Genomic DNA, 21875 nt, shown 5'->3' with positions numbered 1-21875 from the left:
CGGCCGGGGCCGGCGGTGTACAAGGTTTCCAACCGGCCAAAGGCATACCCTTTCATAGGTTTAACGATGCGTACATCGACTTCGTCCCCCGGCGCAGTCCCGGGAACAAAGACCGCTTGTCCATCAGAATGTGCCACGCCGTTTCCGTCGCTGGAAAGAGACTCTATGGTTAGACGAAGAATTTGATTTTTGATAAATGGCATAATACTCCTTATTTATCGGCAGGTTTGTTTTGGTCTTTCTCCAAGGTGGTCAGATACTTGCTGGGGGGGACACCTTTGACTTTCTTGAATACGCGGGAAAAGTAGAACTGGTCAAAGAATCCCACCGAGACTGCGATCTCGGCAATCGAGAGGTTGGAGTTTTTTAGGAGGCTGCACGCCTCGCTGATGCGATAGTTGGTCAGATAGTCGATGGGACTTTGTCCCACATTGGCCATAAACACCCGGTAGAGGTGACTGCGGCTGACGCCGACCGCCTTGGCGATGTCGTCCACTGAGATGTCGTGGGAATAGTTGAACTGGATATATTTGATGGCCGACAATACATACTGGCTGCTGGAGGAACCCATATTGGGCATGGCGTCCCGGGCTTCTTTCATAAGATGTGCCATGAAAATGTACAGATAGCCGGTCATCAGGGCTTCACACTGGGGCTCCGGTCCGCGGGAAAGGTAGATATTATACAAGGCTTCCCGCACAGCCTGCGGATCTTTGCAGTGGTGGACCGGGTGCAGATCGTTGAAGGGCGTCTGCTGCACCAGTTTGTTGGCACATGCGCCGTTGAATCCCACCCAATAGTATTCCCACGGGTCGGTTTCGTCTGCGGCATAGGTGATCAGTTGGTTGGGCTTCGCCAAAAACAGATCGCCTTCCTGCAAGGTGTGGGAAACCCCACCGACCTGATAGACCCCTTTGCCGGCCACCACGAGATGGATCAGGTAATGATCCCGTACGCCGGGGCCCCAAGTGTGGCCCGGTTCGCAATATTCGTGCCCACAGTTGAAGATGGACAATTCGACATTGTCGGTATAGTTTTGTTTATAGGATTGTTTGGTTAGGCTTGTCATGCATACACACCTCGTTTGCCGTTGGGCCAGAAAACAACTTTATCATTGTTATTATTATACCAAAGCATTCATCAAAAGTCCATAAAAGAGCAGTAAAAAAATGTTTACTTCCCCGTAGAATTTGTTATACTGGGTACAAGAGCAATGCAAACAGCCGGCCGTTTGGCTGTTTGCCTAAAATAGTGTGGCTCTTTTTGTGCATGATAGCAAAAAGGGCCCACGCAACAGGAAAGGCGAGTGGAACTATGGCCAATACCATTGAATTGAAGCAGCAAATTGCGCAGGGTTTGTATGACGGTGCCTTCACCAAACTGTACGGTGAGGACGAGAAAATTGTTGCAGCCCAGCGTGCGCGGTACACGCAGCTGATCGACCGCTTTGCCGCGGAATTTGGTGCTGACCGCACGGTGCGGCTCTATTCTGCCCCCGGTCGTACTGAGATTGGCGGCAACCATACCGACCACAACAATGGTGTTGTGCTGGCAGGTTCGGTCAACCTCGATATTGTGGCGGTGGTTTCCCCCAACAACGACAATATTGTTCGGGTAAAATCTCATGGATTCGAAAAGATCGACGATGTGGACCTGAGCATCCGTACCCCCCAGCCGCGGGAAACCGAGCATTCCGCCGCGTTGATCCGTGGCGTGGCAGTGGGCATCTTGAATGATGGCGGCAAGGTGGGCGGTTTTGATGCCTACACCACCAGTGATGTGCTGCGTGGGTCCGGACTGTCCAGCTCGGCGGCCTTCGAGGTCTGCATCGGCGCAATCTTCCGCGGCGAGTACAATGACAATGACATGGAGAAATTCAGTCAGGTTCGTATCGCTCAAATTGGCCAGTATTCCGAGAATGTTTTCTTTGGCAAACCCTGTGGGTTGATGGACCAGACTGCCTGTGCTGTGGGTGGCGTGATCACCATCGATTTCAAGGACCCGGAGCATCCGGTGGTGGGCCAGACGGAGATCGATTTGGCCAAGCATGGTTTTGTCATGTGCATCAGCGACACCAAGGGCAGCCATGCGGACCTGACCGATGATTATGCAGCAATCCGCCGTGAGATGGAGAGCGTGGCTGCACAGTTCGGCAAAAAGGTCCTGCGCGATGTGCCGGAAGAGGACTTCTATGCAGCTATTCCGAAACTGCGCAAAGTGTTGGGTGACCGTGCGGTGGTGCGTTCCATTCACTTCTACAATGACTGCCGTCGTGCTGCTGCGCTCTGCGACGCAGTAAAAGAGGACGATTTCGATACCTTCCTGCAGTTGATCATTGAGGGCGGCCATTCCAGCTTCGAGTTCAACCAGAATGCTTACAGCATCAAAAACCCGAAGGAACAGGGGGTGCCGCTGGCATTGGCGCTGAGCCAGAAGGTCCTGAACGGCCGGGGCGCTTGGCGCTTGCAGGGCGGCGGTTTCGCCGGTACCATTCAGGCGTTTGTGCCTAAGGATCTGGTGGATACCTACCGCGCTACCATCGATGCCTGCTTCGGCGAGGGAAGCTGCCATGTGCTGAACATCCGCAACTATGGTGCAGTGCCTGTTACGCCGGAACTGTAATCCTGTATATTTTCCCGTCGGCTCCCAAAAAGGGCCGACGGGATTTTTTTCTGTCTGAAAAAAGATGTGAGACTTTTTCGGGGGATGCTGCGTCTAACTAAGTGAAAGGTCCTTTCCCATCCAGAAGCAAAAAGGAGATGAAGAAGGTGCAAACGACTGAAGAGGCGGCGTTGCTGCGGTGCATCCGGCAAGACCCGCAAGAGGGCGTGACGCAGTTGTTGTCCCTCTACGGGGGTATGCTGCGGGCTTTGGTGCGGCACGTCCTGTCTGATCCCCGGGATGTGGAGGAGTGTCTGGCAGATGTACTGGTCCAGTGTTGGCGTCAGGCCGATACACTTTTGGCAGAGCGGTATCACCTGAAGGCCTGGCTGATTGTTACGGCGCGCAACAAAGCCATTGACCGCTACCGCCAACTGCGCCGGACTTCCGCAGATCCTTTGCCCGAAGACTTTGAATTGCTGGCGCAGCCGCTTGGACCGGCTGCCGCGTCGGAGGCTGAAGAACTGATTGCTGAATTGGTGGAACAGATGGAACCACCAGATCGGGAAATTTTTCTTCGCCGTTATTATGGGTTGCAGTCCAGCAAGGAAATAGGCCGGGCACTCGATATGGAAGAACATGCTGTCAATGTACGGCTTTCTCGAGGAAGAGCGCGATTGAAAAAACAGTTTTTGCAGTTGTTTGGAAAGGAGCCCGGTTATGGCAAAGCTTTATGAGGAACTGGAGAAGGCGACGTGGCCGGAAGAACCGTTATCCGAAGAGCAGAGAGCACGGATCGTTGGTTTGGCCGTCGGACAAATCGAAAAAGAGGAAAACGCCCGTAAAAGAAGGCGGCCACTGCGGTGGTCGATAGGACGTGCCTTGGCAGCGGCAGCGGTGGTTTGCTGCTTGTGCGCTGGGGGCGTGGCAGCGGCAGGATATTTTCTGTCTCCGGCTGACGCGGCTCGGCAGATGGAGCAGGAGGAGCTGGCTGCGTTGTTTGAGACAGAGCAGAGTATTTGTATCGAGAGTACCCAACAGGCTGACCCCTATACGGTCACTTTGCTGGGCATTACCACCGGCGCAAACGTCACAGAATATTGGTCTTCCGATTGGGAGAACGTGGGACTTTTGCCGGAACGCAGCTATGCAGTGCTGGCGATAGCCCATACTGACGGTACACCCATGGCGGAACTGTCCGATACAGGCGGGGATGTCACCTTGAGTAACAGTTTGGTGTCGCCTCTTTTTGCATCACCGGACTGCCCGATCATGGAGTACAATGTCTTTACCATGAACGGTGCCCGCCATGACATTGTGCAGGACGGGATTCGCTATATTTTGGTGGAAACCGACACAGTGGAACCTTTTGCCGATAAAGACCCCAAACTGGCGGTGGTGCTGGAGCAGGTAGGCGGCGCTGGGGCGCTGTTCAGCGGTTTCTCGCAGGATGCGGACACAGGGGTTATCACCCCGACGGGGAGGACGGACGGCATCTACCTGCTGTTTGATCTGCCGATTCCAGAAGACCGTGGGGACCCGGAGCAAGCCGAAAAGCTGCGCCGTCAATGGTTAGAAGGACCGCAGCAAGAAGTAGCCCCTGCAGAAGAAACCGATACGAGGGAAGAAGAATTATGGCAGGAACTTATGGAGCTGCAACCGGAGGAGGTGCGTGCGCAAGGCACTTTACAGAGCCGGGAAACCGTGTCGGTTACTACCGGTATATATGGTACAGGGTGGTACTATGGTGATGGCGGTTTTCAGGCATATTCGGAGAGCTTGAACCCGGAGGAAGAGGAGAAGGTCTCCTACATGTGCAGCGATGACGGACAGGCGATTCTGGTGACGCGCAAAGGGGATATACTGACGGTAGAACATTGGTTGATCCCTCTGCCGTGACACAAAGTAAGACCGCCGCAGCCGGAATTTCCGGCTGCGGCGGTCTTGATTGGCAAAGATCAAAGGGGGTGGTTCCATTCCCACAGCAACGCCAATCCCTTGAAGAGCAAGTCGGCGTCATAAACGATTTTGCGTTGGCAGCAAGGGGTAATGTAGGGCGCTAGACCGCCGGTGGCTACCACGGTCAGCGGGGCCCCTAGTTGGGCTTCTACCCGTTCGGCCAGCCCATCCAGCATGGCAGCCGTGCCGAACATGGCGCCGTTGTTCAGTGCCTCCACGGTGTTGCGGCCGATCAGATCCTGCGGCGGCTGCGGGGCAATAGGGGGAAGTTGTGCGGTCCCGGCGCTGATGGCCCGTAAGCTGGTCTGTACGCCGGGAACAATGAAACCGCCCAGAAATTCCCGCTGGGCGGAAAGTACATTGTAGGTGGTGGCGGTGCCAAGGTCTACGGTCATACAGGGCAGAGGATAGAGCGCCGCCGCTGCAACGGCATCGGCAATGCGGTCCCGACCAACTCGCCACGGCTCGTCTACCCGGAAGGTGAGTCCTGTTTCCAAAGTGTACTGGACAATCAGAGCTTCCTGCCCGGTCAGCCGACGGCATGCATCTGCCAACGGCGTGGTCAGGCTGGGGACCACACTGCAAACAATGACCCCCTCGCAGGCGGCACAATCTACCTGCAAACGGCCCAGCAAAAATTTGAGTTCGGCAGCATACTCGTCGCCGGTACAGCGCGCTCGTGTCACCATACGCGTGGTGAACAGCACCTCCCGGTGCCCATCGCCACCCAGTCCACCGATGCAGATATTCGAATTGCCGATATCGACCGCCAGTACCATACCCTAAGGCTCCATTCCTGTAAAACTGGTACCATTATAACAGTTTGTGGATATTTTGCAAACCCGAAAGGCAAAAGCGCGGCAATTTACAAACCTTTGTCAAGTTGCTATAATAAACCTATCTAAATAGGGAAAGGACCGTGAAATCCTATGCAGCTTACAGGAAAAACGATTGTCCTCGGAATCACCGGGGGCATCGCCGCGTATAAAATGCCCAATGTAGCCCGCGCACTGGTGAAAATGGGGGCAGATGTGCATGTCCTGATGACGAAACATGCCACCGAATTTATTGCACCGTTGGTGTTTGAAACGCTGACCAATCGCCGCTGTATCGTGGATACATTTGACCGCAATTTTCAGTATGATGTGGCCCATGTATCTTTGGCCAATGCGGCGGACCTGATGCTTATTGCGCCGGCGACCGCGAACGTGATCGCCAAGATGGCTCACGGTCTTGCAGACGATATGCTCACCACCGTGACGTTGGCAGCTACCTGCCCCAAACTGGTGGCCCCGGCCATGAACACCCATATGTTGGAGAATCCCATCACACAGGATAATCTCAAAACGCTGGAACACTACGGTTTTACGGTGATTCCCTCCGGTTCGGGGCTGCTGGCTTGCGGGGACGTGGGCTCGGGCCGTCTGCCTGAAGAAAGCGTCCTTGTGGACTATGTACTGCGGGAGCTGGCCTGCGAAAAGGATTTGCGGGGCAAAAAAGTGGTGGTATCGGCGGGAGCTACGCAGGAATCCATGGACCCGGTCCGGTATCTGACCAACCATTCCACCGGTAAAATGGGCTATGCGGTAGCGCGCGCTTGTATGCTGCGGGGGGCGGACGTTACGCTGCTGGCGTCCACAGGCTGCACCTTGCCGCCCGTACCCTTTGTAAAGATGGTCCCCTTTACAACAGCGGCGGATTTATTTGCTGCGGTACAGCAGCACGCCATGGACGCGGATGCACTGGTCATGGCTGCGGCGGTGGCCGATTATCGCCCCGCTACGGTAGCCGCCGATAAAGTGAAAAAGCAGGATGGCGAGATGACATTGGCGCTGGAACGCACGCAGGATATTCTTGCGTGGGTGGGCGAACATAAACCGCCGCGGCTGTTTGTCTGCGGCTTCTCAATGGAAACTCGTGATTTGCTTGAAAATTCCACGGCCAAACTGCGTAAAAAGCATATGGATATGATCGTGGCGAATAACCTAAAAGTGCCGGGGGCCGGTTTCGGCGTGGATACCAATGTGGTGACACTGATCACGGAACACGGCAGCGAAGAGCTGCCTCTGCAAAGTAAGGACGCAGTGGCGCATCGCATTGCCGATGCCATCGCAGCACAGTAATCCCTCGTACTAAAAGAACCCCTTTCTGCATATTTCTTGGAAGAACTAGGGCAGAAAGGGGTCTTTTTTTATGTGCGGAATAGCGGGGCAGATCGGGCGCGACCCGCGCGCCATTCAGGGCAATTACGCGGCCTACTGCGCTATGCAGCGCACGATGGCGCGGCGGGGACCAGACCAACGGGGTATGTACATCAGTGGACGCGCCGCGTTGATTCACGCACGATTGGCTGTGGTGGATTTGGAAAACGGCTGTCAGCCCATGCAGTTGGACTGGCATGGTGAAAGCTATACGCTGGTCTATAACGGTGAATTGTACAACACAGCGGAATTGCGCAGCCTGCTGGAGGGAAGGGGACATACGTTTACAGGCCATTCCGACACCGAAGTGGTGCTGCATGCCTATGCTGAATGGGGCCTTGCCTGCGTGGACCGATTCAACGGGATTTTTGCCTTTGCGGTATGGGAGACCCACGCCGGCAAACTGTTTTTGGCGCGGGATCGATGCGGGGTCAAACCGCTGTTTTATGCCAAGACACAGGATAGCCTGATTTTCGGCAGCGAGATCAAAACTGTGTTGGCGCACCCGGCGGTACCGCCGCGGGTGGATGCCGAGGGACTGGCGGAAGTGCTTCTGTTGGGCCCCGGCCGCAGACCGGGAAGCGGCGTTTTCCAGAATGTCCATGAATTGCTGCCGGGGCAGTATGGCATCTATGAAGCCGATACCGGTCGGCTGCTACTGCATCGCTATTGGCAGTTGGTGGACCATGAACACCCTGACGACTTCGGGACCACGGCACGTAAGGTGCGGGACTTGCTGATGGACGCCATCGAGCGGCAGTTGGTTTCTGACGTGCCGGTGGCGACCTTTCTTTCGGGTGGACTGGATTCCAGTCTGATCTCGGCGGTGGCAGATGCCCAATTTGCCGCGCAGGGCAAAACGCTGCACACCTTTTCGGTGGGGTATAAAGACAACAAGCGCTATTTTCATCAAACCAAATTTCAGCCCGGCCCGGATGCACCGTTCATCCGCCGGATGAACGAGTTCCTGCATGCGGAACATCACTGGATTACGCTGGATACCCCGGAACTGGTGCCGGCGTTGTACGATGCGGTAGATGCGCGGGATCTGCCCGGTATGGCGGATGTGGATGCCTCGCTGCTGGTGTTTTGTCGGCAGATCAAGCCCCATGCGACCGTGGCGCTTTCGGGAGAATGTGCCGATGAAATTTTCGGCGGCTATCCTTGGTATCGGGATCCCACCATCCGGGAAAAGTACGGCTTCCCTTGGGCACAGTCCACAGCATACCGGGCCAGTTTCATCAAACCCGGCGTGCTGGATGGAATTGAGCCGGAAAAATTTGTAGATGCTCAGTACCAAAAGACACTGGCGGAAACTTCGGTTCGCCCCGGGCTTTCGCCGCTGGAACAGCGTATGCGCCAAATGATGAGTTTGAATTTTCATTGGTTTATGCAGACGCTGCTGGACCGCAAAGATCGGATGAGTATGTACAACGGCTTGGAGGTGCGTGTGCCCTTCTGTGATTACCGCATTGCAGAATACCTCTATTCTGTTCCTTGGGAGTACAAGGACTACCAAGGCAAAGAAAAAGGGCTTTTGCGGGAGGCTATGGAAGGTGTGCTGCCGCCGGAGGTCCTGTGGCGGAAAAAGAGCCCCTACCCCAAAACATGGAATCCGGGGTATTTGGCAGCGGTTTCAGCAGAGCTGACCAAAGTGCTGGAAGACCCGGCGGCACCGCTGCTGCGCATTATCCGGGCCGAGGCGTTGGAACGGCTGCTGGCCTCAGGGGCTGACAATCCGGTGCCGTGGTATGGGCAGCTGATGACCACCCCTCAAACCATTGCATGGTTTTTGCAGCTCAACTATTGGCTGCAAACCTACAAAGTGGAGCTGGCATAAGGCAAAGCCCGGAGCATTGCTCCGGGCTTTTTCGTATCCATTTATTGATTGGCGCGAATGACGCGGCAGGGGTTTCCGCAGGCGACGGTGTTGGAAGGAATGTCTTTGGTAACGACACTGCCGGCACCGATGACCACATTATCCCCAATTCGTACGCCGGGCAGCAGGATCGCACCGCCGCCGATCCATACATGATTGCCGATGATAACCGGCGCTGTTTGGGTTTTGCAAAAAGAAAAGGAACCGTCCTCTTTTAGGGGACCAAAGCGATCTGCGGCGTTGGTCGGGTGAAAAGCGGTGTAGATCTGTACGTTGGGGGCAATCAAAGCGTTATTCCCAATAACGATGCGGTTGTCATCCAAAAAGGTGCAGTTCATATTCACTTCGCAGTTGTTGCCAAAATAGATATTGTTACCGTAGTCCACATAGAACGGCGCGGTGATCCATAGATTTTGACCGCGTCCGCCCAGTAGTTCAGTTAGGATACGGTCTTTTTCCGCGCTGTTTTCAGAGTCCAGACGATTGTAGTCGCGCATCAGATTTTTTGCTTTGTGCCATTGTGTCAACAACTCAGGATCACCGCAGTCATACAGTTGTCCTGCCAGCATTTTTTCCCGTTCAGTCATCACAGCACCTCCTACTTTGTCGAAAAAAGAAGTTCTTCGGGCAATTTCACTATAACATAGTTCCCTGCACAAGGCAATGTTGTCATAGTTCATCGGCGGACTACCTCACATTTTTCACAATTTTCCATTATAATAAAATTTACATGCACCGATGTTTGCACACGGGGCGTGGATGCAAACCAAAAGGGGGAGAGTACACTTTGATCGAAGTTAAACATCTGACAAAGCGTTACGGAAAGCATACCGCCGTGGATGATATCAGCTTTACGGTAGAGGACGGCTGTATCTACGGCTTGTTGGGGCCTAATGGCGCCGGTAAATCTACGACTATGAATATTTTGACGGGGTATCTGTCCGCCACCGAAGGCACAGTTGCCATTGCGGGGCATGATATTACCGAGGAACCTTCTGAGGCAAAGGCCTGCATTGGCTACCTGCCAGAGCAACCGCCGCTGTATCAGGACATGACGGTGACGGAATATCTGCGGTTTGTGGCGGAACTCAAAGGTGTGCGCAACAAGGCGCAGCGTTTGGCCGATGTGGAGAAGGTTTGCGCACGGGCAGGTCTGCAAGGCATGGAAGCCCGTCTGATTCGCAACCTCTCCAAAGGATACCGGCAGCGCGTGGGCATTGCAGCGGCCCTGCTGGGGTCACCCAAGGTGATCATTCTTGATGAACCTACGGTTGGGTTGGATCCCGCCCAAATGATCGAGATCCGCTCGTTGATTCATGATTTGGGCAAAACGCATACGGTGATTCTGTCCAGTCATATCTTGAGCGAGGTGCAAACGATCTGCGATCGTGTTTTGATCATTGCAAAGGGCAAATTGGTGGCGCAGGGCACGCCGGAAGAATTGGCGGGCAAACTGGCTGCCAAGGGGACCATCTCCGCTACGGCACAGGGCGACCGGAAGACGGTTTTGGAGGCCGCTGCCACGGTGCCGGGGCTGACCGATTTGCGCGTTACCGCTGAAAAGGGCGGTGAGGTCAGCTTTACGGCGGTTAGCGCGGCGGGAACCGACCTGCGAGGGGCCCTTTCGCTGGCGATGGCAAAGGCCGGCTGCCCGGTATTGAACCTGAGTGCCGAGAGCATGAGTCTGGAGGATGTATTCCTGCAGCTGACCGAAGCCCCCGATACGAAGGAGGATGCGTAATATGGCGGCTATTTTCAAACGCGAGACAAAAGCCTATTATACTGGCATGATTGGCTATGTGACGGCAGCGGTGAGCCTGTTCTTCTTGGGGTTGTATTTCACCAATCGGAACTTGATGTATGCTTCCTCGGATTTTGCCTCGGTGCTCTACACGACCACGATGATCCTGCTGTTTTTGCTGCCGGCCATCAGCATGCGCAGCTTTGCCGAGGAGCGGCGCAATAAGACCGATCAGTTGCTTCTGACCAGCCCGGTGGGAATCCCCAGCATTGTTCTGGGCAAATTCTTGGCGGAGTTCGTGGTGTTTGCCGCCCCGATGATCGTGGCAGTGGTTATGCCCCTGATTTTGACGGCTTTCGGCACCGTGTCGCTCATTTCTGCGTACAGTGCGTTGCTGGCTTATCTTCTGTTGGGGGCGGCTTGTCTTGCGATTGGTACATGGATCTCGGCCTTGACGGAAAATCAGATCATTGCCTATTTGGCTACGTTCGGTGTGCTGTTGGTGGCGTATCTGATGAACGGTATCCAGACGATGTTTACCAGCGGCAACCTTCTGGCGTTGATCGTCTTTTTGGTAGTGCTGCTCATCGCGTCGGTTCTGGTGGGGGTAGTCTGCAAAAGTCTAACCACCGGCTGTGCTGTCTTTTGCGTTGGCGGCGTAGCCTTGGCGGTTCTGTTTGTACTGCGTCCCACATGGCTGCTTTCCGCTTTTGATGCGGTCCTTTCTGCCATGGCACTTTTCACGCCTTTTAACGGTGTGGTCGGCGGGATGTTCAGCATCTCGGCCATTGTGTACTATCTCTCGGTTATTGCGCTGTTCTTGTTCCTGACCGGACAGGCTATCGAGCGCCGCCGTTGGAACTGAGGGGAGGAAACACCGATGAATCTAAAAGCAACTTGGAAAAAGCTCCACGGCAGCAAAAAGACCTTTCGTAACGGTTTGTATGCTTCGGCGCTGACCGTGGTGGTGCTGGCGGCGGTGGTACTGCTCAATCTAGTGATTCAGGCACTGCCCACCAAATACACCGAGCTGGATATTTCTACCAGTTCTCTGTTTACCTTGAGCGATACCAGCAAAAACCTTCTGCATGAATTGCAGACCGACGTGACGGCGTATTATCTGGCGGTTTCCGGACAGGAGGATACCAACATTACGCGGTTGCTGGATCGCTATGCCGATGAAAGCAGTCATTTTACATGGCAGCAGCGGGATCCGGTTTTGTACCCGACTTTTGCGGAAAAGTACGAGGGGGCTTCCACCGGCTGCGTGGTAATGACCACCGGGGATCGGTACGATGTGGTAAGCTATGATGAAATGTACCAGATCGATATGGAGGCCTACTATTACGGCTCAGAAGAGTACAGTTTCGATGCCGAAAACAGCCTGACGGCCTCGCTGGCCAACGTGATTCGGACCACCAGTTATCAGATGTATGAGCTGACCGGCCATGGAGAAACGGCACTAGAAAGCGATTTTTTGGAAACGCTGGACAATGCCGGCGTCACCACGGAAAGCCTGAATCTGACCACTGCGGGTTCTATTCCGGAGGATGCCGAAAGTTTGGTGATCAACGCGCCGCTGGCAGACGTGACGCAGGCGGAAGCTGAAATGCTGAGCAGCTACGTAGAAAACGGCGGTAAGCTTTTTGTTGTGACCGATTTTACGGTGGACACCCCCAATTTGGACACCGTACTGGCGGACTGCGGCATGACGCGGCAGGCGGGACTGTTGGTCGAAACCAACGGGGACAATTACCCCTATGGATATCCCCAAACCTATCTGATGCCCAATGTTCAATCCAGTGAAATTCTGGCAGGTATGACCAGCGGCATGCGGGTATATACCCCCATTGCGCAGGGCATTGTGCAGGCAGAGGACAGTGAATATACCATGACGCCCCTATTGATGACCAGCGATGCAGCCTACTCTTTGGTGGACTACCAGAACGCCGAAACGGTGGAAAAATCCGACACCGACCCGGAAGGGAGCTTTGCGGTAGCCATGGCAGCGCAAAACGATACGACGGGAGCCAAGGTGGTGTGGGTCAACTGTCCCAATATGTTACTTTCTACTGCTAACCAGAGCGTTTCGGGAGGCAACGCCCAGATGTTCGGCAGTGTGGTCAACTGGTTTAACGGAGAACAAACCACGGCGGTTATCAACAGCAAAAGTATGAGTGCTGCCAGCCTTGTAGTGCCCAACGCGGCGCGCATCGGTTTGGCGCTGCTCTTTGTCTTTGTGTTGCCCATCGTCTGTCTGATTGCGGGCGTGGTGATCTGTTTGATTCGCCGCCGTCGATAAAAGGAGAAGATGCCTGTGAATCGCAAAAAAATGCTGCCGCTGGTGGTACTGGCGGCAGGCGTAGTAGTGCTGGCGGTAGTGCTGGCAGTGCTGAAATTTTCCCAAACCGGGCAGGAAACGGTGAACCCCACCCTGTGCGGCTTCTCTGCCGAGGAGATTGATCGCATCTCTTACAGCGGTGACAACGAGGAGGCTACCTTGTTGAAAGGCAGTGAGGGCAACTGGATGCTGGAATCCGACCCGACCTTACCGCTGGATCAGGAAGTGGTAGCCGCTTTGGTAGAAAAGTATGCAACCCTTACCCCGCAGCGGCAGTTGCAGGGAGATGAGTTGGCGGAAATCCCCTCGATGAGCGATACCCTGCGAATGGTGCTTACCATCGCCAGCGGGGAAAGTACATGCACCCTAACGGTGGATCAGGCCAACAATGTGGCGGATATATACTATGTGTATGCCGGAGACGGCTCCGTGTATACGGTTGCACAGGACGATCTAATCGGACTTTGCAAAGACCCGCGGGACTTGTATAAGGCACAGACGTTGACGGATCAAGAAGCGGATGACGTGGCGACCATGCAGGTAGGGGATTTGACCTTTACCCAAACCGATGGAAACTGGACTTTGGCAGACGATGCCAGCTATCCGCTGGATCAGGACGCTGTGGAAAAGATGGCCAATACAGTGTGTGGATTGCAGACGGATTGGTCCATTACCACGCCGGAAGCGGATATGACCTATGGCTTGGACCAACCGGATGTAACGGTCACGCTGACCTTCACCGATGGAACAATCCTGACGGTGCGCTTTGGAAACCTGACGGCAGAAGATGACACGCTTTGCTATGTGGCATCCAGTGGTGCGCCCACGATTGTCTACGAAGCCAACGCTGATTATAAATCTGCCTATGCGGTGACGAAAGAGAGTCTGTATGACGATACCGCCACTGCAGAAACTGCAGAAGAAGAGGATACCATCATTGCGGAACACCCGGTGGGTGGCAAGGATGATTATGCCGATGTAGAAAGTAAAAACTAAGCAACAGGCCTTCGTCCTCCGGGACGGGGGCCTGTTTTGGGAATGCGGCGGCAGCTTGCCCTGCGTATCGGTGCATGGTATAATGGCAAGGAAAAGGGGGCGGGGCGATGATCAGGCAAGCATCCAAACGGGTACTGTGCGCTTTATTGGCGCCGCTCTTGCTATGCGGCTGTACACAAAAGGGGACCGAGGCAGAGGTGCAGGTACAGCCAACACCGCAGCCGACCCAAGCGGAAAGCGCGTCGCAGGATTCCGTTGAGCAGCTTTTGCAAAAAATGACTTTGCGGGAGAAAGTAGGCCAGCTTTTTATTGTACGTCCCGATGCCTTAGACCCCACACTGTCTCAACAACAGATTGACGATGAGAACGGGGAAGGGGTTACCCATCTCAGCGATGTGATGCGGCAGACGCTGCAAACCTATCCGGTGGGAGGCATCTGTCAATTCGGTAAAAATATTACCGATCCGGCGCAGCTCACCCAGTTCAATGCGGACTTGCAGGCAGCCAGTAAGATTCCTCTGCTGATTGCTGTGGATGAAGAAGGTGGGGCGGTGGCGCGTTTGGCCAACCATCCGGGGTTTACGCTGCCCCAATATGATAGCGCAGCGGCAGTAGGGGCTACTGGCGACCCGGAAGCTGCCCGGCAGATGGGGCGGACCATTGGGGCCTATCTGCGAGAATACGGCTTTACCATGGATTTCGCGCCGGTGGCGGATGTGTACACCAACCCGGCCAATACCGTTATAGGGACAAGGGCTTTTTCGCAGGATGCCGCAACGACGGCAGCGATGGCGGGCGCTATGGCGCAGGGCTTGCAGGAAGAAGGTATTCTGCCAACCCTTAAACATTTCCCGGGACATGGCGATACCGCAGAGGACAGTCACAGTGGACTGGCCTATACCCAGCGTACCCGAGAAGAAATGATGGACTGTGAATTTTTACCGTTTTTGCTGCCCACAGAAGGTTCGGACGGCATTGGCCCCCATGCGATTATGGTGGGACATATTGCGGCACCGGCGCTGAGCAGTGAGGAAGAACCCGCGTCGCTTTCCTATGGGGTGGTGACCGAGTTGCTGCGCGAAGACCTTCTGCCAGAAGAAGATGTGCTGGTGATTACCGACTCGCTGTCGATGGGAGCGATTACGAAAACCTACACACCAGAGGAAGCCGCCGTGTTGGCACTGCAAGCGGGCTGCGATCTGCTGCTGATGCCACAAGGGCTGGAAGCGGCGTTTGAGGCGGTTTGGGAAGCTGTGCAAAGCGGCCAAATCAGCGAACAACGTCTGGACGATAGCGTGGCGCGGATTTTGCGTTATAAACAACAATATGCGGGCCTATGACCGCAGAATGGCAGGGAAGAGTATGGAACAAACAGTATGGGCCGTGGACGGTTCCTTTTTTGGGCAGCGTATCTCGGGCATCCAGCGCTATTCCATCGAATTGTTGTCGGCACTGGACGGGCTGGTTTCCTCCGGCATGGTGGAGGTAGTCACACCACCCGGCGTGCGCGCACCGGTGTACCAGAATATTAAAACCGTCACTTTTGGTACAAGAACCGGTCTGGCGTGGCAGCAGTGGGATTATCCGGCCTACTTGAAATATCGTGGCGCCAAGGGACTGGCTACCTGCAATGTGATCCCTGTTTTCGGATTTCAGGGAATTGCGGTGGTACATGATGTTTGCTATCGAGCGCGACCGGATTTTTATACCGATCTGCGGGGCCGGCTTAGTGCGGCGTGGCATCGCCTGCAGTACCGCCGGATTGCTCATGCGGCCCAGCATATTATCACCGTTTCGGAATTTTCGAAACGTGAAATTACCCGGTATTATGGCGTAGCACCGGAGCGCATCTCGGTGGTATACAATGCCTGGCAGCAAATGCAGCGCATTGCGCCTGATGAGCGGATCTTTGCCAAAGTGTCGCAACTGCGCCGTGGCGAGTACTATTTCAGTATGGCCAATCTGCTGAAAAACAAAAACTTTCCGTGGGTGCTGCGGGCTGCGAAAAACAAACCGGATGCTGTTTTTGCTATCGCGGGGGGCGGCAGTTTGACAGAGGAAGCAAAAAGGCTGGGATTGGCAGACTTGCCCAATGCGGTGTACCTTGGTTATGTGTCCGACGGAGAAGCCAAAGCGTTAATGCACCATTGCAAAGCCTTTCTGTTTCCTACCTTGTACGAAGGCTTTGGGATTCCGCCGCTGGAGGCGGTGGCTTGCGGGGCGCCTCGAATCCTTGTCAGCGATACCCCCTGTATGCGGGAAGTCTATGGCGATTGTGCGGGCTACATTGACCTAAAAACCAATCACGGCTATGTGGACGATGCTACGTCCCCGAAACAGGATGCCGCCTTGCTTCTGGCGCGTTATAGCTGGAAGAAGAGCGCACAAGCCCTGTTGGATGTACTGCAGCAACAAAAATAAGCGAAACGCCGCACGGCAAACAGCCGTGCGGCGCTTTTTATCGGGAACGGAATTTTCGATCTAGGCTGCGATACTGCAGTGCCTCGGAAAGATGGGCAGCGTCCAGCACTTCACTGCCATCCAAATCGGCCACGGTGCGGGCGACCCGCAAAATGCGGTCATAGGCGCGGGCACTGTAACCAAGTCTTTCAAAGGCACCGCGCAGGATCTTTTCGGCGGTGGCAGTCATGGGACAGTAGCGCCGCAACGCACTGCCGGGCAGTTGGGCGTTGCATCGCACACCGGGCAGGGGGCGGTACCGCTCTTGCTGCACTTTTCGTGCGGCGATGACACGGGCCCGTACGACCACGCTGGATTCCCCACCGGTTTCGGCGGCCAGATCTTCATATTCTATGGGCAGTGCCTCCACATGCAGGTCGATCCGATCCAACAACGGCCCGGAAATGCGGCGCCGGTATTGCTCAATGGCACTGGGCGTACAGGTGCATTCCCGGGTAGGATGGCCCAGATACCCACACTTGCAGGGATTCATGGCAGCTACCAACATAAACTTGCAGGGGTAGGAAGCCGTTCCATGTACGCGACTGACCGTAACGATACCGTCTTCCAAGGGCTGGCGCAAGACTTCAAGTGTGTCGCGAGAAAATTCCGGCAATTCGTCCAAAAACAATACGCCGTTGTGGGCAAGGCTGACCTCGCCGGGGCGGGGCATACTGCCGCCTCCCACAATGGCGGTGGCGCTGACACTGTGGTGGGGACTACGGAACGGGCGGGTCTTGATCAGTCCATGGCTGCCCCGCAAAAGCCCCGCCACCGAATAGACCGCACTGGTTTCCAGCGCTTCCTCATAGGTCAGGGGCGGCAAAATGCCGGGCAGACGTTTTGCCAGCATGCTTTTGCCAGTGCCAGGTGGCCCAACCAACAGCAAGTTGTGGCCGCCGGCAGCCGCAACCTCCAAGGCACGACGCGCTTCACTTTGCCCCCGCACGTCAGCTAAGTCGGGGCCTAGCCACACGCCATTTTCATCGTAACCGTCGATGTGGGCGGGGGCTAGCGGTTCGGCTCCGCAAAGGTGCAGGACCACTTCTTGCGCGTTACGAGCGGGATAGACGGTTAACCCTTCTGCAACAGCAGCTTCGGCGGCATTTTCGGCAGGCAAAAACAATTCCTTCACACCTTGCTGCGCGGCCGTTAATGCCATGGGCAGTACTCCGGTTACCGGGCGCAGTGTGCCGTCCAGTCCCAGTTCCCCCAAGAAGGCGCGCTCGGGGCTGGGGGATGGGACTTTTCCTTGTGCGGCTAAGATCCCAATAAACACAGGTAGGTCATACACCGGTCCGGTTTTACGCACATCGGCGGGGGCTAGATTGACGGTGATACGGCTGGGCGGCCATTGATAGTGCAAATTTTTTACAGCGCTGCGTACCCGTTCACTGCTCTCTTTTACGGCAGAATCCGGCAGGCCTACCAGATTAAATTGAGGCAGTCCGCCCGAAAGATCCGTTTCTACTTGTACCAGATAGCCGGCTAGCCCGGTAACGCCCAGACTTGTCACCTTTGCATACATATACTGCCCTCCCGCGGTTTCTGTTCTAGGTCCAGTATACCGCGCTGTGATCCGTTGCACAAGCAGATGGATAGAAAAACAGGCTATTTTAACCAAAATTTGATTGACACCGACGCTCTGGGTTGGTATATTTAGTATATGCTTACAGCATTTAAATGGAAAGTGTAGGTGTATACTTATGTATCAGGATATGTACGAACGTTGGCTGGCAGCCGACTTGGATGATCCCGACTTGAAGCCGGAACTGGAAAGTGTTAAAGGGGACGACGCAGCAATTCAGGATCGTTTTGCAGTAGCCCTGAAATTCGGCACTGCGGGCTTGCGCGGCGTGATCGGTGCTGGCACCAACCGTATGAACATTTATGTGGTGCGGCAGGCTACGCAGGGCTTGGCTAACTGGGTCAAGACGCAAGGCGGTACCCAGACCGTGGCCATCAGCTACGATAGCCGTATCAAGAGCGATCTGTTTGCCCGTACGGCGGCACAGGTGCTGGTGGCCAACGGCATTAAGGTTCGTATTTACAAAGCACTGATGCCTGTGCCGGCACTTTCCTTTGCGACACGGTACTATAAATGCAACGCCGGCATTATGGTCACGGCCAGCCACAACCCGGCCAAGTATAATGGCTATAAGGCATATGGACCGGATGGCTGCCAGATGACTGATGAGGCTGCCGATATTGTGTATGCCGAAATTCAAAAGACCGATATTCTCACCGGTGCAAAGCTGATCTCTTTTGAGGAGGGGATGGCACAGGGGCTCATTGAGTATGTGGGCGATGACTGCATCAACGCTTTGTACGAAGCCATCGAAGCTCGTTCTATCCGTCCGGGCATCTGCAAAACGGCTGGCTTGAAATTGGTTTACAGCCCGTTGAATGGTTCTGGCTTGGTGCCCGTTACCCATGTGCTCAAGGATATTGGCATCACGGATATTACGATTGTGCCAGAGCAGAAAGACCCCGATGGCAATTTCCCCACCTGCCCGTACCCCAACCCCGAAATCTTCGAGGCACTGCGTCTGGGACTGGAATTGGCCGAAAAGTCTGGTGCCGATCTGATGCTGGCTACCGACCCCGATGCCGACCGCGTGGGCATTGCCGTCAAGTGCAAGGATGGCAGCTATGAGTTGCTCTCCGGTAACGAGGTAGGCGTACTGCTGTTGGACTACATCTGCGCAGGTCGTATCGAGCAGGGCACTATGCCTAAGAATGCCGTTATGTGCAAGTCCATTGTTTCCACCCCGTTGGCGGATAAAGTGGCCGAGCACTATGGTGTGGAATGCCGTAATGTACTCACCGGCTTTAAGTGGATCGGTGATCAGATCGCCAAACTGGAAGCTGCCGGTGAAGTGGATCGCTTTATCTTTGGTTTTGAGGAGAGCTATGGTTATCTGGCCGGCCCCTATGTGCGGGATAAGGATGCCATTATCGGTTCCATGCTGATCTGCGAAATGGCTGCTTACTATCGTGCACAGGGTTCCTCCATCAAGGAAGAACTGGAGCGCATCTATGCACAGTACGGTCGTTACCTGAACAAGGTGGACAGTTTCGAGTTCCCCGGTCTGTCCGGCATGGACAAGATGGCGGGTATCATGTCCAACCTGCGCGCCAACCCGCCGAAGGATTTTGACGGCGATGCAGTGGTTAAGGTTGTGGACTACGAAAAATCCGAGGAGACCGGGTTGCCCGCAGCCAACGTGCTGATTTACACGCTGGAAAGCGGTGCTACGGTGGTGGTGCGTCCTTCCGGCACAGAGCCGAAGATCAAGACCTACTTTACCACCAAGGGCAAGGATCTGGCTGAGGCTCAGGCCCAGAAAGACAAACTGGCTGAAGCCTGCAAGCCGTTGCTGGCCTAATTCGTTACCATGAATTTCCCCGCAGGTCCTGCGTAAATTTCCGGGTCTGCGGGGATTTTTCTGCGCCAAGTTGGCACAAAAGGGGGAAAGAGAGCTTGCGATACGGTATTCTCGGCCAGAAAATTGCAGGTGCCCATGTGGATTACCTATGATACAGGAAATTTGCATGGGAGGAACCTGCTATGAAAGAAAATAAATACGACGAGAAAATCTTTTTTGATAAATACAGCCAGATGGACCGTTCCCGGCAAGGACTGCAGGCGGCGGGGGAATGGCCGGAACTGCAAAAGTTGCTGCCGGATTTTACCGGTAAGCGGGTATTGGATTTGGGATGTGGGTATGGCTGGCACTGCCGCTATGCTGCCGAACAGGGGGCAGCATGGGTATTGGGGACCGACATCTCCCACAAAATGCTGGATGTGGCTCATGCCCGGAATCCGATGCCCAACGTGGAGTACCGCTGTGCCGCCATGGAGGATCTGAACTTTGCCCCTGAAAGTTTTGATGTGATTCTCAGCTCTTTGGCGTTTCACTATGTGAGAGATTTCGAGCAGATGGTGCAAAAGATCGCCCAATGGCTCATTCCCGGTGGAGAGCTGATCTTTTCCACCGAGCACCCGGTCTTTACCGCCTATGGTACACAGGATTGGTACTATGCCCCGGATGGAAAGATCTTGCATTTCCCGGTAGACCGCTATTTTGAGGAAGGTCCCCGTCAGGCAATCTTTTTGGGGGAGGCAGTGACCAAATATCATAGGACACTAACGACCTATCTGGAAACGCTGCTGCAACAAGGTTTTGTTTTGCAGCACGTAGTGGAGCCGCAGCCGCCGGAGTCCATGCGGGATCTGCCCGGCATGCAGGAAGAATGGCGCCGTCCAATGATGCTGCTGATCTCGGCCCGGAAAAACGAATCCTGATTCTCGAAAAATACACAAAAAAGCCCCTTCAGAACACTGATAAGTCCGTTTTTACGGATACTGCACAGTGCCCCGAGGGGGCTTTTTATTTTGAAATAGGAGAAAACAGAGCGCGTTATAACGTCAGTTGTTCCATGCTGTCGTCTGCTCTTAGGATGGCGCCCGCTGCAGGCAAAGTGCGCACGCGATAACGGTGTGCTTCGGCCAGCTCCAGCCCGGAGGAAAGGGTTACCCGAGCAATACGGGCGTTCTTCTTCAACGCTACCACATTGACACCAGCGGTATCTCGGGTAGTTTTTTCGGGAATCAGGGCGCTGCCGGCCAGTAACAGACGGTTGTTGGTGGTGAAAATCGCCAGTTCGGTCTCTTCCGGCAGGTAACGCATGCAAGCGAGCTCTGCTTTGTCGCTGTACGCCTTCAGCAGCTTCCGACGGTTTTGTTTGGTTTCATAGCTGCGCAAGGGGACCTTGGCACACTTGCCGTTCTGGAAGAAGAAAAGCATCCAGCCCTTGTAGTCCGATGTGACCACCATGTACAGGGGGACCTCGCCTTCGTCCATCCCCAACGAGGAGGCTACATAATCGCCCAAGACACTGGCTTTGCTGTCGCCAAAGTCATACGCATGAGATTTGTAAACCTGATGATGGTTGGTGAAGAAGAGCAGCTCCACGCTGTTGGTGCTTTCGCAGGTAAACAGTACCTCGTCGCCATCTTTAAGCTTCTGCTCGCCGCTCATGCGCAAGCTCTGCGGGGTGATCTTCTTAAAGTAACCATCCTTTGTGAAAAACAGATGGACCGGGTAATCGGGAATCTGCTGCTCCGGTTCCTCGGCTTCGTTGGCAGGAACTTCGTATAAAATCTCGCAGCGACGGGGTTTGCCATATTTTTTGGCAACATCCGCCAACTCCGTCATAATGATTTTGTTGATCCTCGCCGGCCGCTTCAGCACGTCCTGCAGGTCGGCAATAGCCTCCTCCAGTTCCTCAATTTCAGCGGTGCGTTTGAGGATGTACTCCCGGTTCAGATGACGCAGTTTGATTTCCGCCACATATTCGGCTTGCACCTCATCAATGCCAAACCCGATCATCAAGTTGGGAACGACCTCGGCCTCTTCGGCGGTGTTGCGCACGATCTCGATGGCCTTGTCGATGTCCAACAGGATGGCCTTCAAGCCCTGCAACAGGTGCAGCCGCTTTTGCTTGCCCTGCAAGTCATAGTAGGTGCGGCGGCGTACACATTCCGCACGGAAGGCGATCCATTCCAACAAAATGTCCCGTACACCCAGAACTTTGGGCTGACCGGCAATCAGTACATTGAAGTTGCAGGCAAAGCTGTCCTCTAACGGGGTGGCTTTGAACAGGCGCGCCATGAGCTTGTCTGGGTCTTGC

The 21875-nt window shown here is 54.8% G+C and carries 19 protein-coding genes; 13 read left to right on the top strand and 6 right to left on the bottom strand.

All coding sequences use genetic code 11. The features are described from left to right. Positions 1-203, bottom strand: a 203-nt coding sequence (locus tag Q0526_RS02050; protein ID WP_298730367.1) for a TRAM domain-containing protein, incomplete at its 3' end; no start/stop codon positions are given. Positions 204-211: 8 nt separating this feature from the next. Continuing rightward, positions 212-1069: an AraC family transcriptional regulator gene (locus Q0526_RS02045; RefSeq protein WP_298730365.1), complete on the bottom strand. Its 858-nt coding sequence runs from the start codon at positions 1067-1069 to the stop codon at positions 212-214. A 245-nt stretch (positions 1070-1314) separates the two neighbouring features. On the opposite strand from Q0526_RS02045, the gene Q0526_RS02040 reads away from it, so the two are divergent. From Q0526_RS02040 to Q0526_RS02030, 3 genes are all read left to right on the top strand, one after another. Further along, positions 1315-2622 (top strand): galactokinase family protein, encoded by a 1308-nt coding sequence (locus tag Q0526_RS02040; protein ID WP_298730363.1) that lies wholly within the window; start codon positions 1315-1317, stop codon positions 2620-2622. A gap of 146 nt (positions 2623-2768) precedes the next feature. Further along, positions 2769-3338, top strand: a complete 570-nt coding sequence (locus tag Q0526_RS02035; RefSeq protein WP_298730361.1) for a sigma-70 family RNA polymerase sigma factor — start codon at positions 2769-2771, stop codon at positions 3336-3338. Beyond that, complete coding sequence (locus Q0526_RS02030; RefSeq protein ID WP_298730359.1) at positions 3322-4500, top strand: hypothetical protein; 1179 nt, start codon at positions 3322-3324, stop codon at positions 4498-4500. Before Q0526_RS02035 ends, Q0526_RS02030 begins: the two co-directional genes overlap by 17 nt. A gap of 59 nt (positions 4501-4559) precedes the next feature. On the opposite strand, the gene Q0526_RS02025 is transcribed toward Q0526_RS02030, so the two are convergent. Continuing rightward, on the bottom strand, positions 4560-5339 hold the full coding sequence (locus tag Q0526_RS02025; protein WP_298730356.1) for a type III pantothenate kinase: 780 nt from the start codon (positions 5337-5339) through the stop codon (positions 4560-4562). A 150-nt stretch (positions 5340-5489) separates the two neighbouring features. On the opposite strand from Q0526_RS02025, the gene coaBC reads away from it, so the two are divergent. Next, complete coding sequence (gene coaBC, locus Q0526_RS02020) at positions 5490-6683, top strand: bifunctional phosphopantothenoylcysteine decarboxylase/phosphopantothenate--cysteine ligase CoaBC (RefSeq protein ID WP_298730354.1); 1194 nt, start codon at positions 5490-5492, stop codon at positions 6681-6683. A gap of 70 nt (positions 6684-6753) precedes the next feature. Continuing rightward, positions 6754-8601 carry an asparagine synthase (glutamine-hydrolyzing) gene (gene asnB / locus Q0526_RS02015; protein WP_298730352.1) on the top strand — a complete coding sequence of 616 codons (1848 nt, stop codon included), beginning with the start codon at positions 6754-6756 and terminating at the stop codon, positions 8599-8601. Positions 8602-8642: 41 nt separating this feature from the next. On the opposite strand, the gene Q0526_RS02010 is transcribed toward asnB, so the two are convergent. Further along, a complete protein-coding gene (locus Q0526_RS02010; protein WP_298730349.1) occupies positions 8643-9227 on the bottom strand; it encodes a sugar O-acetyltransferase in 585 nt (194 codons plus the stop codon). A 200-nt stretch (positions 9228-9427) separates the two neighbouring features. Between Q0526_RS02010 and Q0526_RS02005 the strand changes: the two genes are divergently transcribed. The 6 genes from Q0526_RS02005 to Q0526_RS01980 all read left to right on the top strand — a co-directional run bounded on the left by Q0526_RS02005 (position 9428) and on the right by Q0526_RS01980 (position 16139). Further along, positions 9428-10381, top strand: a complete 954-nt coding sequence (locus Q0526_RS02005; RefSeq protein ID WP_298730347.1) for an ABC transporter ATP-binding protein — start codon at positions 9428-9430, stop codon at positions 10379-10381. A gap of 1 nt (position 10382) precedes the next feature. Further along, a complete protein-coding gene (locus tag Q0526_RS02000; RefSeq protein ID WP_298730345.1) occupies positions 10383-11246 on the top strand; it encodes an ABC transporter permease in 864 nt (287 codons plus the stop codon). Between the two features lie 15 nt (positions 11247-11261). Next, positions 11262-12683 carry a Gldg family protein gene (locus Q0526_RS01995; protein ID WP_298730343.1) on the top strand — a complete coding sequence of 474 codons (1422 nt, stop codon included), beginning with the start codon at positions 11262-11264 and terminating at the stop codon, positions 12681-12683. A gap of 15 nt (positions 12684-12698) precedes the next feature. After that, positions 12699-13718 (top strand): DUF4340 domain-containing protein, encoded by a 1020-nt coding sequence (locus Q0526_RS01990; RefSeq protein ID WP_298730341.1) that lies wholly within the window; start codon positions 12699-12701, stop codon positions 13716-13718. 107 nt (positions 13719-13825) lie between these two features. Continuing rightward, positions 13826-15058 carry a glycoside hydrolase family 3 protein gene (locus Q0526_RS01985; protein WP_298730339.1) on the top strand — a complete coding sequence of 411 codons (1233 nt, stop codon included), beginning with the start codon at positions 13826-13828 and terminating at the stop codon, positions 15056-15058. Between the two features lie 22 nt (positions 15059-15080). Then, complete coding sequence (locus tag Q0526_RS01980; RefSeq protein ID WP_298730336.1) at positions 15081-16139, top strand: glycosyltransferase family 1 protein; 1059 nt, start codon at positions 15081-15083, stop codon at positions 16137-16139. Positions 16140-16176: 37 nt separating this feature from the next. Here the strand turns inward: Q0526_RS01980 and Q0526_RS01975 are convergent, their stop codons facing one another. Next, positions 16177-17706, bottom strand: a complete 1530-nt coding sequence (locus Q0526_RS01975) for a YifB family Mg chelatase-like AAA ATPase (RefSeq protein ID WP_298730334.1) — start codon at positions 17704-17706, stop codon at positions 16177-16179. Between the two features lie 178 nt (positions 17707-17884). Between Q0526_RS01975 and Q0526_RS01970 the strand changes: the two genes are divergently transcribed. Next, entirely contained in the window at positions 17885-19567 is a 1683-nt protein-coding gene (locus Q0526_RS01970) for a phospho-sugar mutase (RefSeq protein ID WP_298730332.1), read from the top strand. 182 nt (positions 19568-19749) lie between these two features. Beyond that, positions 19750-20487 (top strand): class I SAM-dependent methyltransferase, encoded by a 738-nt coding sequence (locus Q0526_RS01965; RefSeq protein WP_298730330.1) that lies wholly within the window; start codon positions 19750-19752, stop codon positions 20485-20487. A 115-nt stretch (positions 20488-20602) separates the two neighbouring features. Here Q0526_RS01965 and Q0526_RS01960 read toward each other — a convergent pair. Further along, positions 20603-21875 (bottom strand): DNA gyrase subunit A (locus tag Q0526_RS01960; RefSeq protein ID WP_298730328.1); only part of this gene is annotated, 1273 nt, incomplete at its 5' end.

The organism is uncultured Subdoligranulum sp., from assembly GCF_937890665.1.
This window is presented reverse-complemented; position numbering and strand designations above follow the sequence as displayed.